Annotated in this window: 16 protein-coding genes and 1 riboswitch; of the genes, 9 read left to right on the plus strand and 7 right to left on the minus strand. The window is 38.1% G+C overall.

Annotation, left to right across the window (positions count from 1 at the left end; all coding sequences use genetic code 11):
* Positions 1-508 precede the first annotated feature (508 nt).
* The gene (locus AC1UFB_RS11660; RefSeq protein ID WP_025910188.1) at positions 509-832 is read right to left on the minus strand and encodes a LapA family protein; all 324 of its coding nucleotides are present in this window, start codon (positions 830-832) and stop codon (positions 509-511) included.
* Between the two features lie 186 nt (positions 833-1,018).
* The gene (locus tag AC1UFB_RS11665) at positions 1,019-1,762 is read right to left on the minus strand and encodes a M48 family metallopeptidase (RefSeq protein ID WP_061785497.1); all 744 of its coding nucleotides are present in this window, start codon (positions 1,760-1,762) and stop codon (positions 1,019-1,021) included.
* A 266-nt stretch (positions 1,763-2,028) separates the two neighbouring features.
* Positions 2,029-2,130, plus strand: a riboswitch (SAM riboswitch).
* 68 nt (positions 2,131-2,198) lie between these two features.
* On the opposite strand from AC1UFB_RS11665, the gene AC1UFB_RS11670 reads away from it, so the two are divergent.
* From AC1UFB_RS11670 to AC1UFB_RS11680, 3 genes are all read left to right on the plus strand, one after another.
* On the plus strand, positions 2,199-2,447 hold the full coding sequence (locus AC1UFB_RS11670; protein WP_062954638.1) for a hypothetical protein: 249 nt from the start codon (positions 2,199-2,201) through the stop codon (positions 2,445-2,447).
* 590 nt (positions 2,448-3,037) lie between these two features.
* Positions 3,038-3,310 carry a hypothetical protein gene (locus tag AC1UFB_RS11675; protein ID WP_061785496.1) on the plus strand — a complete coding sequence of 91 codons (273 nt, stop codon included), beginning with the start codon at positions 3,038-3,040 and terminating at the stop codon, positions 3,308-3,310.
* Positions 3,307-3,627 (plus strand): hypothetical protein, encoded by a 321-nt coding sequence (locus tag AC1UFB_RS11680; RefSeq protein ID WP_482589282.1) that lies wholly within the window; start codon positions 3,307-3,309, stop codon positions 3,625-3,627. The genes AC1UFB_RS11675 and AC1UFB_RS11680 overlap by 4 nt, the downstream gene beginning before the upstream one ends.
* 39 nt (positions 3,628-3,666) lie before the next feature.
* Here AC1UFB_RS11680 and AC1UFB_RS11685 read toward each other — a convergent pair whose 3' ends face one another.
* The 5 genes from AC1UFB_RS11685 to AC1UFB_RS11705 form a co-directional block, all read right to left on the minus strand.
* Positions 3,667-4,842 carry an MFS transporter gene (locus AC1UFB_RS11685; RefSeq protein WP_482589284.1) on the minus strand — a complete coding sequence of 392 codons (1,176 nt, stop codon included), beginning with the start codon at positions 4,840-4,842 and terminating at the stop codon, positions 3,667-3,669.
* Positions 4,843-4,980: 138 nt separating this feature from the next.
* A complete protein-coding gene (locus tag AC1UFB_RS11690; RefSeq protein WP_156413469.1) occupies positions 4,981-5,142 on the minus strand; it encodes a hypothetical protein in 162 nt (53 codons plus the stop codon).
* A 113-nt stretch (positions 5,143-5,255) separates the two neighbouring features.
* A complete protein-coding gene (locus tag AC1UFB_RS11695; RefSeq protein ID WP_025910198.1) occupies positions 5,256-6,557 on the minus strand; it encodes an NCS2 family permease in 1,302 nt (433 codons plus the stop codon).
* A 173-nt stretch (positions 6,558-6,730) separates the two neighbouring features.
* Positions 6,731-7,663: a sensor histidine kinase gene (locus AC1UFB_RS11700; RefSeq protein ID WP_061785494.1), complete on the minus strand. Its 933-nt coding sequence runs from the start codon at positions 7,661-7,663 to the stop codon at positions 6,731-6,733.
* 14 nt (positions 7,664-7,677) lie between these two features.
* Entirely contained in the window at positions 7,678-8,376 is a 699-nt protein-coding gene (locus AC1UFB_RS11705) for a LytR/AlgR family response regulator transcription factor (protein ID WP_061785493.1), read from the minus strand.
* Positions 8,377-8,543: 167 nt separating this feature from the next.
* On the opposite strand from AC1UFB_RS11705, the gene AC1UFB_RS11710 reads away from it, so the two are divergent.
* From AC1UFB_RS11710 to AC1UFB_RS11735, 6 genes are all read left to right on the plus strand, one after another.
* Complete coding sequence (locus AC1UFB_RS11710; protein ID WP_100347399.1) at positions 8,544-9,281, plus strand: ABC transporter ATP-binding protein; 738 nt, start codon at positions 8,544-8,546, stop codon at positions 9,279-9,281.
* A 1-nt stretch (position 9,282) separates the two neighbouring features.
* Complete coding sequence (locus AC1UFB_RS11715; protein ID WP_328100866.1) at positions 9,283-10,446, plus strand: ABC transporter permease; 1,164 nt, start codon at positions 9,283-9,285, stop codon at positions 10,444-10,446.
* Positions 10,447-10,553: 107 nt separating this feature from the next.
* Positions 10,554-10,715: a hypothetical protein gene (locus AC1UFB_RS11720; protein ID WP_326046255.1), complete on the plus strand. Its 162-nt coding sequence runs from the start codon at positions 10,554-10,556 to the stop codon at positions 10,713-10,715.
* Between the two features lie 159 nt (positions 10,716-10,874).
* Positions 10,875-11,534 (plus strand): MerR family transcriptional regulator, encoded by a 660-nt coding sequence (locus AC1UFB_RS11725; protein WP_100347401.1) that lies wholly within the window; start codon positions 10,875-10,877, stop codon positions 11,532-11,534.
* Positions 11,535-11,725: 191 nt separating this feature from the next.
* On the plus strand, positions 11,726-12,166 hold the full coding sequence (locus AC1UFB_RS11730; RefSeq protein WP_025910204.1) for a MarR family winged helix-turn-helix transcriptional regulator: 441 nt from the start codon (positions 11,726-11,728) through the stop codon (positions 12,164-12,166).
* A gap of 65 nt (positions 12,167-12,231) precedes the next feature.
* Complete coding sequence (locus AC1UFB_RS11735; protein WP_482589288.1) at positions 12,232-13,824, plus strand: MDR family MFS transporter; 1,593 nt, start codon at positions 12,232-12,234, stop codon at positions 13,822-13,824.
* Positions 13,825-13,873: the final 49 nt, after the last annotated feature.

Below are 13,873 nucleotides of genomic sequence, written 5' to 3' on the forward strand. Positions count from 1 at the left end.
CTACGTATCTCTATAAGTGTTTGGGTGTGGAAGAAGGACGAGCGCATGCAACGAGTCGTGATTTTCACTCCGGATTGCTCGCTTTCCGCAGGGCTCGGTCTGAGCTTCCTCGTAAACTGCGGGATCTCAGAGCACTCGCTAGTCCTGCAGGAGTCTCGCATCTTCCGTTTCAATCACGGGCTTCTTGAGTAGGAGGGAAACTACGTATCTCTATAAGTGTTTGGGTGTGGAAGAAGGACGAGCGCACGCAACGAGTCGTGATTTTCACTTCGGATTGTTCGCTTTCCACGTGGCTCGCGCCTGCCTTCCTCGTCATTGCGTTTCTGCGGGGTTTCAAGCCGTCTTGCTAATTCCGTAGGAGTCAAACATTTCCCATTTCACTCACAGGCTACTGACATAGCTAATACACCCTTTATTATAATAATTGGTTATAAGGGGTAAGGAGGAAAAACAAAAAACCCTGCCCTCCCGTAGTGTTGGGAAAGCAGGATTTTAGTATATCTCTATATTAAGCTGATGGTTCACCTTGCGTTGATAAAGGTTTTTCTAGATCAGCTTGTGGTTCTGAGTGAGTGGCTAGTTGCGTTTCTAGTTCGGCAATTCGTTTTGTTTGTTGCTTGTTTTTACTTTTAAGCTGAGTGATTTTAACAAAGCTTAGTGAAGCAGCGACGACACCACCGAATACAGCCGATGTTAAAATAATTAAAATAAGTGGCCAGTCTTGTGAGCCAAAGACATAGTTAAATTGAACTGGCTCATTGTTGATGACAGCTAAGATAGCAATAATAAGAGCGAAAATAAGACCTAAAATGAAAAAGCTTTGTCCTTTCATTAGGTGCACATCCTTTCTGAAGATAGATAAAGGAGCAAAATTAAATTTTATACTACCTTTACATATACTTAACCTATATTATTCAACTATAAACATTTTTTATTATAATTAAGTTTTAACAAAACACAATATGCAAAAACACCCGTCCTTTGTGTAGTTTAGGATGGGTGTTTTGCTGTTAGCTGATTAGAATGCTTGTAAGCTATTTTCTTCTAACCATTGTTTACGCTCTGCTGCATCTTCAAATAATGAGTCTGCATCTGTAAATTGTGAAGCAATTACATATTCAATTGTTGTTAATGGTGCTAGAAGTAGACGCCAGTTCAATACTAGCTCACCGTTTTCCATCGTTGCATATGTATCTTGCAGTTCCTTCCACGCTACAGAGTCAGGTGCATCTGCTGCTTGTTTTTTCACTGTTTTTAGTGCTTCGCTGAATTTTTCATTTGCTCGTCCTTGGTACCATTCTGTTAAAAGGTTTTGAATTCCCTCGTTTGTTTCTTGTTCAGACCAGGATGATGGCACTGTTGCGATAAATTTAGCACGGAACGTCATCTCAGGTTGCTCCACATTATCACGAACGATGTTTAAGCGGTACTGACGACCTAAATACGAAAATTTGTCATCGTTTTCAAAAGATGACGTCTTTGCTTTAGGTGCAGCTGGCGTTTTGTTCTCAGTTTTTGCTTTTTCGGCTTTTTTAGCAGCCGGTTTTTTTGCTTCGGTTGGTTGATTACCACCGTTAAGTTGTTTTAAAATCCAAGTCGCTTTACGAGAAATAACAGAGCGAACGTTGTGCTCGTTTAAGCCTCGTGGGATAATTACGGTTACCCCTTCATTGTCACAAATTTGGACCGTAATATCGGTTTTATTTGGAACGACTTTAATTTTGTAGTCAATTGTTTGATTGCCAATTTGATACGTATACATATAGTTTTTCGTGCTCCTTTCTACAAATCTTCATTTTATAAGCAAAGGTAGAGTTTGGTCAAATGAAAGAATAATCAGAAAATTATCCAAGGATTTAATTAAAGAATTACATTACGTTTTTTTTGTTAGTTTTTACGTAAAGAAAGGAAAATATTCTCGCTTTACTATGCATAGGTTAAAAAGAGTGACAAAACTGAAAAAAAGAAAAATTTAAAAAATAATCTTGCTAAATAGGAGATATTTGGTATAATGAAATCTAATTTAAAAAGTTATCACGAGTGGACGAGAGATCTGGCTCTATGACTCCACAGCAACCTACCAACGTAAGGTGCTCCTACCAGCAAAGCATTAGCTTTGGGTGATAAGACGGGTGAAAGCTCATTTTGCATCTAAAGCAAAATGAGCTTTTTTGATTTTATTAGAAGGAGAGATACGGATGACACAAACGATTATAAAGAATCATGAAGAAGTGCTAAACGATGTATTAAATCAATTGAAGGAGATTGATGATTTTACCTGTAGAAAGCTTGAGACGTTTTACGAAATTGTAGTAAAGAGCGGAAGGGATACGTATGCCATTGGAATTGACTGCAAAGTTATTGAGGGCTACACAGAAGAAGGTTTAAAAGAAGCTTGTATAGCAAAATTAAAGCGAGTTGGATGGCTGAAAGGTACATACGCTTAAGGTTGTATTCATATCAATTGCAGTCTTGTCTATAATCATGATAAGATGCTTATCTTCTCTCTTTTCTTTTTTCGTTGAAAAGAGATGATATTTGTCGAAATTTTTACACAAAATAACCGTTACAACTTGGTTGGAATTGTGGTAAGGTATAAAACAAGAATATTCTAACAATTTTAAAAGGAGGCTGAACATGGAGCTGTTAATTGAGCACGGAAATGACGAAGGTAGCGAACAATTTATTGATCGCGTACTAGACTTCTTAGAGGACGACGAATAAAAGCCTAGAAGCTTGCTTCTGGGCTTTTATTCGTCGTAAACGTAAATGTATTGTAAAAGAGAAAAAGAGCTTATATTGAGTCAGAAAAGCATTATAAGCTTAAGGGTTATTTTATTAAAGATTGCTAAACTTTCGCCATTTCCCCCTTCACGTAATGAAATCTCATGGTATTTACTTTTTAATTTGAGGATGTGCTATTTTCGTCAATTTTATTTCCAAAGCAATAAAATTGACGAAAATGGTAATTTTTATGTTATGGATATATAGGAAATTAATTGTAATGGATGTAGAATTAAAAAGGAGGGGGAATTATATGAACGAGCTTTTTATAGCGGTGTTAGCACTTTTCTTACTATGTTTATCAGCATGTAGCAATTCACCGGAACAATTAGTGAGGGAGTTTAGTAAATATAAAGAATTAGAAGGATTAGACGTGCTGTTACAAACAACTCCACAACCTGTTGCAAACTCTTTATTAGCTTTTTATGAAACAATCGATCATAAATTTGGAGTGGTAGAATTTGATGGAGATAATAACTTAAAATCGGAAAAGAGAATTGAAAATATTACAATAAGTACACGGTGAAATTCTTAGATGATAAAGAGGAAGCAGTATACATTGAGCAAGTTGAATTTTATAATGTGACGTTAGATGAGCTTTTGAAAAAACAGTCAAGCACTGAACAAGTAGCTGAAGATAAATCAGAGAGCGAACTATATGAAGAAGAGAAAGAAGCTGATGATTTAAAAGCTCCTTCTGATCCCGGTTTCGTTGTTGGCCTCATCTTAATAGTGAGGAGCGTCTTTTTAGATGTGGGTGTGCTTTCAATTATACTGTTGGTTATCGGTTTAGGTACTATGTGGTGTTTTATGATGAAATCGTCCAGGTATTTCAAGCGATAAGAAAAGACTTTAGCCAAAAAAGCTAAAGTCTTTTCTTAGTTAAGAGCTAGTTGTTATTTCTTTGGGTGAATAGTCGAGTGCAATATGACGTTGAAGCAGAAGGAGCGCACCGAATGTTAATACAGCTCCAATTAAAAATGGATACATGCTGTTCAGTTCAAAAGCAAAGGCTCCCATCAGAGGCCCGAAAATCCTTCCTAAGCTATCCATTGATGAATTAATACCTGAAGCTGACCCATAGCCGATATTCGTTTTAAGGGTAATCAGAGCGAGTACACAAGGGCGAATAAGGGCATTGCCGGCTGTAAAGATGCAAAGGAAAACCGTTGCGTTAAATAAATTGGATGAAAATAAAATGGATGCAAATCCGACCGCTGAGACAATTAAACCAACAGCAATTAGCTTTTTCTCATTTCCTTGCTTAAATCGCTGTAAAACCCCGCCTTGAATAACAGCTTGCGTAACGCCACTGGCCATAAACATCCAGCCAATCATGGTAGGGGTTACATCAATGCGTTCGATTTGAAAAAATTGAAAAGTTGCTTCAAGGCCAGCTAGCGTAAACGTTCCAAAAAAGGAGAGTAAATATAAATACTTCATTGCGCCTTTAAAATCCGTGTTGAAATCTTGCAGCGTAGTTTTCTTTTCCTGAGAGACGCTTTCTTGCTGGAGCGATTCCGGTAATGCAAAGAAAGCATAGGTCGTCATAATTAGTGCCAATATCCCTGAAATGATAAATGGGAAAAATAAGCTCACGGACGATAACAGTCCACCTAATGCTGGTCCAAAAATAAAGCCAAGCCCGATTGTCATTCCTAAAAGGCCCATTGCTTTTGTGCGATTTTCTTCCGTGGTAATATCAGAAGCGTAAGCGAATGCACATGGAATAACCGCTCCGGCAAATAAACCTCCAAGAATACGTGATATGTACATCAGAACGAGTGAGTCATTAGCGAATGAAAAAATAAAGAAACTAGCGCTAAATCCGATTAAGCCCGTAAGAAGAACGGGTCTTCTACCTTTTCGGTCAGATAGACTTCCCCAAAATGGAGCGATCAAGAAAGATGCGATAGAATAACTTGCCATTAAGAGTCCAAGGTTAACTGAGCTAGCTCCAGTTATGCGAATGACTTCTGGCACAATCGGAATAATAATGCCGAATCCGACAAAAATCATAAACATGATAAACATAAGCGTGCCAAGCTGTTTTTTCATATGAAGCTCCTTTCAATGAAGACGTTTTCTGTATATTCAGTATACCAAATAACGAAAAGGATTCCACTTAAATCCAACGTATCTCAAATAAAAAAGAGTTTGGGACATAACAAAATGATTGCTTCTAAGAGACGAGCACTAGCTGTTCCAATCTTTTTGGTTTGTCTGAACACGTTCGTTCCATTGCGCTACGGCCACTCGCTTTCCGCGGGGAGGAACCTGAGCTTCCTCGCTGCGCTGCGGGATCTCCGTTTTCCCTCTCTTTCCCGCAGGAGTCGAGTGTCCTACGCTCCATTCCACCCTGTTTCCAACATTGTTTTCACAATCAACCAAAAAACCTGAACGATTAAAAGTGAGAAACTCTCAATCGTTCAGGTTTATCATTGGCTGAATTACTTATGTCCCAGCCTCTTTTAGTGCGGTAAAAACACAAGTTGATATAAGAATAAAACAGCAAATACATAAACAAGAGGGTGAACCTCTTTTGCTTTACCTTTTACAATCTTCATTAGTGGATGTGAGATAAATCCTAGCGCAATTCCAGTTGCAATGCTTGATGTCAGAGGCATTGTTAAAATAACAAGAAACGCAGGGAATGCTTCATCAAATTCGCTCCAGTTAATCTTTGCAATAGAGCCCATCATTAAGCTACCTACAATAATTAAAGCTGGAGACGTAATCGCTGCAATGCCTGAAACGGCGCTTACAAGCGGGCTAAAGAACGCAGCAATAATGAATAAAAGAGCTACGGTTACGCCAGTTAAACCTGTACGTCCACCTGCAGCAACACCAGCTGAAGACTCAATGAAAGCAGTTGTTGGACTTGTTCCAAACATTGCACCAATTGATGTACCAAAAGAATCTGCAAGAAGAGCTTGGCGTGCTTTTGGCATATGGTTATCTTTCATTAATCCTGCTTGTTGTGCTACACCAATCATCGTACCTGTTGTATCAAAAATGGTTACCAGTAAGAAAGAAAATACAACAGCATACAAACCGTGCTGAATAACGTCACCAAACGCAGTTAGCGGATTTGTAATTAGAAGTCCTTCTGGTAGAGAAGGGGCAGACACAAACCCTTGGTCAAATGAAAGCTGACCTGTGAAAAGCGCGATAACGGCTGTAATAAGCATACCGAAAAACAATGCCCCGTTGATATTCATTGCATATAGCGCAATGGTAATGGCCAATCCCACTAAAGTGAGTACAACGCCAGGAGATTGAAGATCTCCTAAGCCTACAAGGTTGGATTCGTTTGCGACAATAATACCTGCTGAACGAAGGCCGACAAAGGCGATGAAAAGGCCAATACCAGCTGTAATTCCATGTTTTAAGTTGCCTGGAATGGCTTCGATTAATTTCTCACGAAACGGCGTGAGCGACAAAATAACGAAAATAATACCTGCGACAAACACGGCCGCAAAAGCAATTCTATAATCGATGTTACCGTGTGAACCGACAACAGAGTATGCAAAATATGCGTTTAATCCCATACCTGGCGCAATTGCAATTGGATAATTGGCGGCAAGTGCCATCCACAACGTACCAATAACGGCTGAAATGATGGTTGCCATAAATACTTGATCAAACGGTACACCTGCATCTGATAAAATTACAGGGTTTACAACCACGATATAAACCATTGTTAAAAACGTAGTAATTCCAGCTAAAACCTCTGTTTTAGCATTCGTGTTAGCTTCTTGTAACTTAAACATAAGTACCTCCAAAAATAACGAACATTAAAAGCAACATGATATATAATATTCGTTTTTAGAGATAAATGCAAGCCATTTAATTAAAAAAGAATATTATTTTACCTATGATTTCACAAGGTGGACTTTTGCCAGCGTGTATCATTAGTTTGTACGATTGCTAACAAATTAAAAGGCTATACAACAATTGGAAACTTTAGTTTAACGGTTAAACGCTGGTGGTAATAAAGATAATCCAGATAGCCGTTAGAGTGCCGAACTAGCTCATGAATGACAAACGTTCCAAGTCCTTCATGGCTTCCTGATTTGGTGGTTTTGTTAAACTGTTTGAATAGTTGATCCTGCAGCTCATTAGAGAGTGGAGGTGTGGAATTGGTCACTTCCAGTATATAAATTCCACTTTTAACTAGAGATTTAATACAAATATACTTCTCGTCTGTGCACCGTGCCGCATCAAAGGCATTTTCCAAAAGGTTTACCAATAGGTTCATTTGATTAAGCTTTGTGATAGGAAGCTGTGATAACGGGTTTTCAAACTGAAAGACTAACTCAATGTTATCTTGGGCTGCTTGTTGTTTCCATTGATATAGCATGGAAGCGATATGTCCGCTTTCGCCTTGCATGTATGTATTGGTGTTCTGAAGTGCATCCACATATTGCTGCATATATGCATTGGCTTTTTGATGTTGCTTACTATCCATAAGGTAGGACACGGCGCTAATATGCTTCATAAAATCATGTCGCTCAGCCCGAATTTGTTGGAATACTTCATTTACTTTTGAGAGTTCAGCTGATGCTGCAAGTTCGCGTTTACTAATCGAGAATAGGTAATTATGTACGCTTGCGATTTCAAAGTAGTACATCAATAGCACAGCCAGTAATAGTAGGAGTAGTAAAGGTGAGTTAGTACACCACATGCCGCTGACTATACAAATTGAGAACGTGCATGAAATCCACGAAATAGGATGGGTAAAAGAAACTCGTTTCATGTACACATATACGCTGCTCCACATGACTGTACAGATAAATATGATGGTCCAAGTGGATAATGGTTTGAAGAGTAAAACAGCTGTGGTACATAGAGCTGTTATTAATAAGAGATATTTCATACAAACAAGCTCCTTTAGAAGTAATGTCGCTGTAATAGGTCTAAGTTTCCTTTCGTAATAAGTGCCGTTTGATTGGTTTGTTGAAACGAAATGGAATAAGAGTGTTTCGTATAGATAGAAAAATTTTTGACGTATTGAACATTAATAATGAAAGCTCGATGAGAACGAATAAAATGAGACGTGCTGAGCTCTTTTTCCAAGTCGCTTAGGGAAAGGTATGTAGAATAACTGCCATCTGTTGTAAAAATGGTAGTTGATCTCCCTGTTCGTTCAGCGAAGATAATGTCTTTTTTATCAATAATTTGCATTTCATTTTTTTGTTTTAAGACAAGCTTTCCCTTTTTACCTTGAGACTCATTTGTTTGTAAAAATCGATTAATACCTTTAAATAATCGTTCTTTCGAGTAAGGCTTCATAATGTAGTCTAGAACGTTCAATTCAAAAGCATGTACTGCAAAGCCGGTATGACCTGTAACAAAGATGACTTTAATATTTAGCGCGTAGCTATTTATAAAATCAGCTAACTCATACCCTGATAGCGAAGGCATTTCTATATCTGTAATGAGCAAGTCAATTTCGTCTTTTTTAATTTCTTCGTATGCTTCTTCAGCATCACTTGTTGCAAAAATAACCTCAAGATTATCTGCGTTTTTTAACGATAATTTTAACTTTTCTAAATCATATTTTTGATCATCTACCAACCCAATCTTCATATCAGACCCTCACATGTATAAAAAGTTTCTTCATTATTTTACCATGTCTAAGAAATGAAAAGGGACGCTTCGTGACAAGAAATGCCCTTTTAATGACAAGTTCGGTGTTTTGTTCCAGATTCTTTTGTAAAATAAAAACAATCAAAAGAACGGAAAGAGGTACAAGGATGATTGAACTAAAAAACGTCTCGAAGCTATTTGTTGAAAAAAAAGAAAAAATTCAAGCAGTACAAAGTGTAAACGTCACGGTGAAAAAAGGGGAAGTTGTGGGGCTTTTAGGTGAAAACGGAGCAGGGAAAACGACGCTTTTGCGCATGATTTCAACCGTAATGGAACCATCAGAAGGTAGCATTTTAATTGATGGTATTAATATTCATAAGGAACCTAGCAAAGTGAAAAAAAGAATGGGCGTATTGTTTGGAGGAGAAACGGGATTATACGACCGTTTGACTGCAAGAGAAAACTTATCGTACTTTGCAAAGTTTTATGGAATGAGCAAGCATGAAACAAAAGTAAGAATTGAAGAGTTAGCGAAGCGGTTTGGTATGCGGGACTATTTGGACCGAAGAGTAGGCGGATTTTCAAAAGGAATGCGTCAAAAGGTAGCGATTGCAAGGACGCTTCTACATAATCCAGATGTTATCTTGTTTGACGAACCAACGACAGGTCTTGATATTACGTCTGCTAATATGTTTCGTGAGCTTGTGCGAAGCTTGAAAAAAGAAGGGAAGACTATCATCTTTTCCAGTCACATAATGGAAGAAGTTGAGCAGCTCTGTGAATCTGTCATTATGATACACAAAGGACAAATGGTATACCACGGCACAAATGAATCTTTGTATGAAGAAGAAGAAAGCAGAGATTTAAACTATATTTTTATGTCTCGTATTATAAGGGGGGCTTAATGTGATTTGGCATGTGTATATAAAAGAATTAGTGGATTCTTTAAGAGATAAGAAAACCATTTATCTCAGTGTATTAATTCCAATGGTCATGAATATAGGAATGTTATATTTTGTAGACTCGTATGGTTCAGATAAAGAAAATAAATCAATTACAGTAGCGATTGGTGAACGAGCTGATCAGCATGTTACTAGTTGGTTAAAGCAAGACAAAAGTATTGAAGTTATGAAAGTTGAAAATCCATTAAAAGCGGTTGAAGAAGGAGAAGCTTCTCTTGCAATAAAGGAAAGCCAAAATTTTTCTGAGCAAATGACAAATTTAAAATCCCCCGAAATTACGATATATAGTGATCTTACAAGCGGGAAAGGGGATGCTGCTAATGCATATGTGAGTACCCTATTAGAAAAGCAGCAAAAAGGTTTAGTAAATGAACAGTTACTGGAGTTAGAGGTGGATGAGCGAACGCTCTCGCCGTTTGTAATTAAAACCAAAAATGTAAATGGTGAAGATAGTTCACTTGGAATGGTTTCAATGTTTGCTCCCCTCCTTATTATTATGACGATTATTGCAGGGTGTCTGCCTTCAGCGAACGATATGTTTGCTGGTGAAAAAGAAAAAAATACAATGGAAGGTTTATTAATGACGCCAGTGAAAAAAATTCATCTTATCATAGGAAAGTGGCTAGCCATTTCAACACTTGGCATGATTAGTGGTATTCTGTCCCTAGTGACATTTGTTGTATTTATTCAATATTTTACAGAAAACTTGGGAAAAGCATTAGACTTATTCAGTCATTTGGGGATATTTAGCATATCGTTACTTCTTGGAATCGTATTATTTTCTTTGTTAGTAGGCATGATACTATCTATTTTTAGCCTATTAGCAAATACGGTTAAGGAAGCCCAAAACTATGCTTCACCTGTTCTTATGCTTGCCTTCATTCCATACTTTTTGTTGGCTGGTACATCCATCAATGAATTGACCAACATTGATTTTCTTATACCAGTTTATAACGTCTATGCTCTTATCAAGCAGCTATTATACGGGGTGTTCGACATGACAAGTATAGGGCTTGTAACGCTTAGTATTGGAGTAGTAATTGCCTGTTTGTTTGCAATTGCAAATATTTTGTTTTCAAAAAGCAAGTGGATACTTGGCAAATCCTAAAAAAATGCTAGGACATAAGTATTTCAGTCAGTGATATATCCGAGTTATTGGGAGTGAACTCCTAATAACTCGTTTTTTGTTGATTCAGAAAACAAGTTTAAAAAAGAGTGGAATGGAGGGTAGGAAACGAGACTGCTGCGGGAAATAGAGGAAAGACTGAGACCCCGCAAGCGCAGCGAGGAGGTTCAGCTTCCTCCCCGCGAAAAGCGAGTGTCCGTAGCGTAATAGAACGAGCTTGTTCTTACAACCTAGTGATGTTGAAGAAATAATTTTTCGTCTTTGAGAAGGGATTATTTCGTTATGTTCCAGCTCCTTCTTTGTTGAATTCCCACTTTCTTTGCCGAATTCCTTCTAGTTTTGTCACGAATGAAGGGAATCTTTGTTTCGTAGCGAAGTTGCTAGTATAACAAGAAGATGGAGGGATTACGATGGCAATAAAAACGCTTGACGTGGCCAAACAGTTAGGCATTCATCCGAGTACGGTTTTGAAATGGGCAAAGCTTGCAGACATTGATATTCAACGAAATGATGCTGGACACTGGGAGTTTACAGAAGAAAATGTTACGAAGCTTGAGGAGTTTAAGAACAATCGGAATCGCCAAGCGGTTGTGAAAGTGGTTGAAGCAAGTGATGATCGCATTGAGCAGCTTCAAAAACAAATGGATGAACTTTATGAGAAGTGGTCAGCTCATGAAGAAGTGGCGGCTTCAGTAGCGGTTGATGATAAGGACAACCAAAAGCTACATGATGTAGAAGCTCAGGTATCTGTACTGCAAGAAAAACTTGAGGCTTATCAGTCCGCAAAGCACAAAGAAGTAGAAGAGCCTAATCAAGAAATGCAACGGCAAATTGACCAGCTATTAATGCGCTTAATTGAAAATGAAAAAAGAACGGAAGAAAAAGCAGGAGAAGTGGTCACGTTTCAGCTTCTTGAGCACCGAAAAGAAATTGATCAGTTAACGAAAAAGATGATAAAGCTCCAAGCAAAGGTAGAGGAATTTGAAACGCGCTTAAAAGACAGTCAGTTTGCAGCCGTGAAAAAGCCTCCAAAATGGCGCACGTTTTTAACAGGATTATTTACGTATTAGACATGCTTACTCTTATCGCAAGCATGGTTTTTTTTTATGGCTTTTTTTCTGAAAAAAGAAAATACTATCTTTTAGGAAGTTTTATCTTGACGATAAGCATGTTTATTTGATAAAACTATTTTAGTTAACTAAGTGAAATAAATATTTTATTAACTTTTTAATCATATAAGTAAAAGGAAGGAGTGTGTATAGTGAAAGAACGTCATGAGCTTCTCCATGAAATGGAGTTGTTGTTTCGCAGTGTATTTCGTCAGCTTCGACAAGAAATTAACAGCGTATTTGATTCGGAGCTATCAACTAATGCTTTTATGATTCTTCGCATGTTAAGAAATGAAGGTCCTCAAAAATCAACAGACATTTCAAAGCACCTGCAGGTATCCGCTAGTCATATTACGGCTTTGACGGATTTGCTTTTATCTAAAGGGTATGTGGAACGGAAAAAGTCAGAAGCAGATCGAAGAATTGTTGAAATTGTCATTACTGAAAAAGGGCATGCTATATTTGAGGAAATTGAAGCAAAAAAAAGAGCATATTTTTTTGAACGGTTTAACGATTTTACAAATGAGGAAATTCAAATTATGAATACATTATTTCAAAAAATTGATCGTTCTGCGGAGCGACAGTCAAACTAAGAGACAGGTACGCCGAAAAAATGATTCACTAGGTGAATTATTTAGTTACCGAAAGGAGTAGACATATGGAACATTTAGAACATCGAAAAAAAGTAGCCATTATGATTGCAATTATGTCAGCAATGCTGTTTACAGCCGTAAACCAAACGATTGTGGGTACTGCATTGCCACGTATTATTGCTGAGCTACAGGGAATTGAGTATTATAGCTGGGTATTTACAAGCTTTATGTTAGCTTCCAGTATCACAGCTATTTTAGTAGGGAAGCTTTCAGATATTTACGGACGCAAGCCGTTTATTTTAACAGGTATCGGTATTTTCATCATCGGTTCACTATGTGCAGGTTTTTCAAATACAATGATTCAATTGATCATCTTCCGAGCTGTTCAAGGCCTTGGTGGAGGTTTAATTATGTCGACTGCATTTACAGCAGTTGGAGATTTATTTACGCCGCGTGAGCGCGGTCGTTGGCAAGGGTTACTAAGCTCAGTCTTTGGTTTAGCCAGTGTATTCGGTCCAACACTTGGCGGTTGGATTGTTGATAATGCGAACTGGCACTGGGTTTTCTGGGTATTCTTACCGTTTGGTATCGTTGCATTCGTTCTAATTTGGATGCTGTTTCCAAGCGTTGAAAAACGAGAAGGTGAAAAGGTCGACTATGCGGGTTCACTATTCTTAACAACAACCATTGTACCGCTACTACTAGCGTTCTCGTGGGCTGGTTCTAAGTATGATTGGGTGTCAACACCAATCATCAGCTTGTTTATTGGAACCATTGTATCGTTAGCTATTTTTATTATGGTCGAGCGAAAAGCAAAAAGTCCGGTATTACCACTTCACTTATTCCGTAACAACATCTTTACGCTCTCAAACGTTGTTGGGTTTATTTTAGGTGCTGGAATGTTTGGAGCAGCGATGTATATTCCGTTCTTTATTCAAGGTGTTATCGGTCGTTCTGCAACGGCGTCTGGATTGATTATGATGCCAATGACGCTTGCGATGGTACTTGCAAGTACGCTCGGTGGACAATATATTACGAAAACAGGTAAGTATAAAGGTTTAGCAATCATTGGCTTAGCTATCATGTCTGCAGGAATGTTCTCACTGTCAGCAATGAATCAAGATTCGACGTCAACAAACGTAATCATCAACAATATTTTAGTAGGTTTAGGATTAGGAATGAGCTTCCCAGTATTTACGCTAATCATTCAAAATGCTGTTGAACAGCGCTACCTAGGTGTAGCAACAGCATCCAGTCAATTGTTCCGTCAGCTTGGTGGTACAGTTGGGGTTGCGATTATGGGAACAATGATGAACTCACGTATGTCTAACCATATGACAGAAGAGGTAAGCGGAGCATCTGTTCCTCCTGAATTAGCTTCGAAACTTCAGGGGCTAGATCCACAGGTACTAATGGATCCTGCGCGCTTAGCAGATATTCAAAAACAGGTACCAGCATCCATGCAACAAGCATTTGATGGCTTTGTATCTATTCTTCGTGAAACGCTAAGCTATTCACTAACAGGCGTTTATCTAACTGCTGGTTTTATTGTTGTAACGGGTGTAGTCCTAACGTTCTTTATTAAAGCTATTCCGCTTCGAATGAGTCAGCGCGTAGATGAAAAAGAAAACGAAGAACATGAAAATAAGGCAGGGTAACGAAGAGGGAGCTTCATAGCTTCCTTTTTTCTATACATAATAGTCGGTG

The sequence above is a fragment of the Priestia sp. KCTC 13724 genome, from assembly GCF_056820425.1.

Excerpts from the sequence above, each read along its gene's own strand:
- AC1UFB_RS11660 (WP_025910188.1), bottom strand. The coding sequence starts at position 832 with ATGAAAGGACAAAGCTTTTTCATTTTAGGTCTTATTTTCGCTCTTATT.
- AC1UFB_RS11665 (WP_061785497.1), bottom strand. The coding sequence starts at position 1,762 with ATGTATACGTATCAAATTGGCAATCAAACAATTGACTACAAAATTAAA.
- AC1UFB_RS11670 (WP_062954638.1), top strand. The coding sequence starts at position 2,199 with ATGACACAAACGATTATAAAGAATCATGAAGAAGTGCTAAACGATGTA.
- AC1UFB_RS11675 (WP_061785496.1), top strand. The coding sequence starts at position 3,038 with ATGAACGAGCTTTTTATAGCGGTGTTAGCACTTTTCTTACTATGTTTA.
- AC1UFB_RS11685 (WP_482589284.1), bottom strand. The coding sequence starts at position 4,842 with ATGAAAAAACAGCTTGGCACGCTTATGTTTATCATGTTTATGATTTTT.
- AC1UFB_RS11695 (WP_025910198.1), bottom strand. The coding sequence starts at position 6,557 with ATGTTTAAGTTACAAGAAGCTAACACGAATGCTAAAACAGAGGTTTTA.
- AC1UFB_RS11700 (WP_061785494.1), bottom strand. The coding sequence starts at position 7,663 with ATGAAATATCTCTTATTAATAACAGCTCTATGTACCACAGCTGTTTTA.
- AC1UFB_RS11705 (WP_061785493.1), bottom strand. The coding sequence starts at position 8,376 with ATGAAGATTGGGTTGGTAGATGATCAAAAATATGATTTAGAAAAGTTA.
- AC1UFB_RS11710 (WP_100347399.1), top strand. The coding sequence starts at position 8,544 with ATGATTGAACTAAAAAACGTCTCGAAGCTATTTGTTGAAAAAAAAGAA.
- AC1UFB_RS11725 (WP_100347401.1), top strand. The coding sequence starts at position 10,875 with ATGGCAATAAAAACGCTTGACGTGGCCAAACAGTTAGGCATTCATCCG.
- AC1UFB_RS11735 (WP_482589288.1), top strand. The coding sequence starts at position 12,232 with ATGGAACATTTAGAACATCGAAAAAAAGTAGCCATTATGATTGCAATT.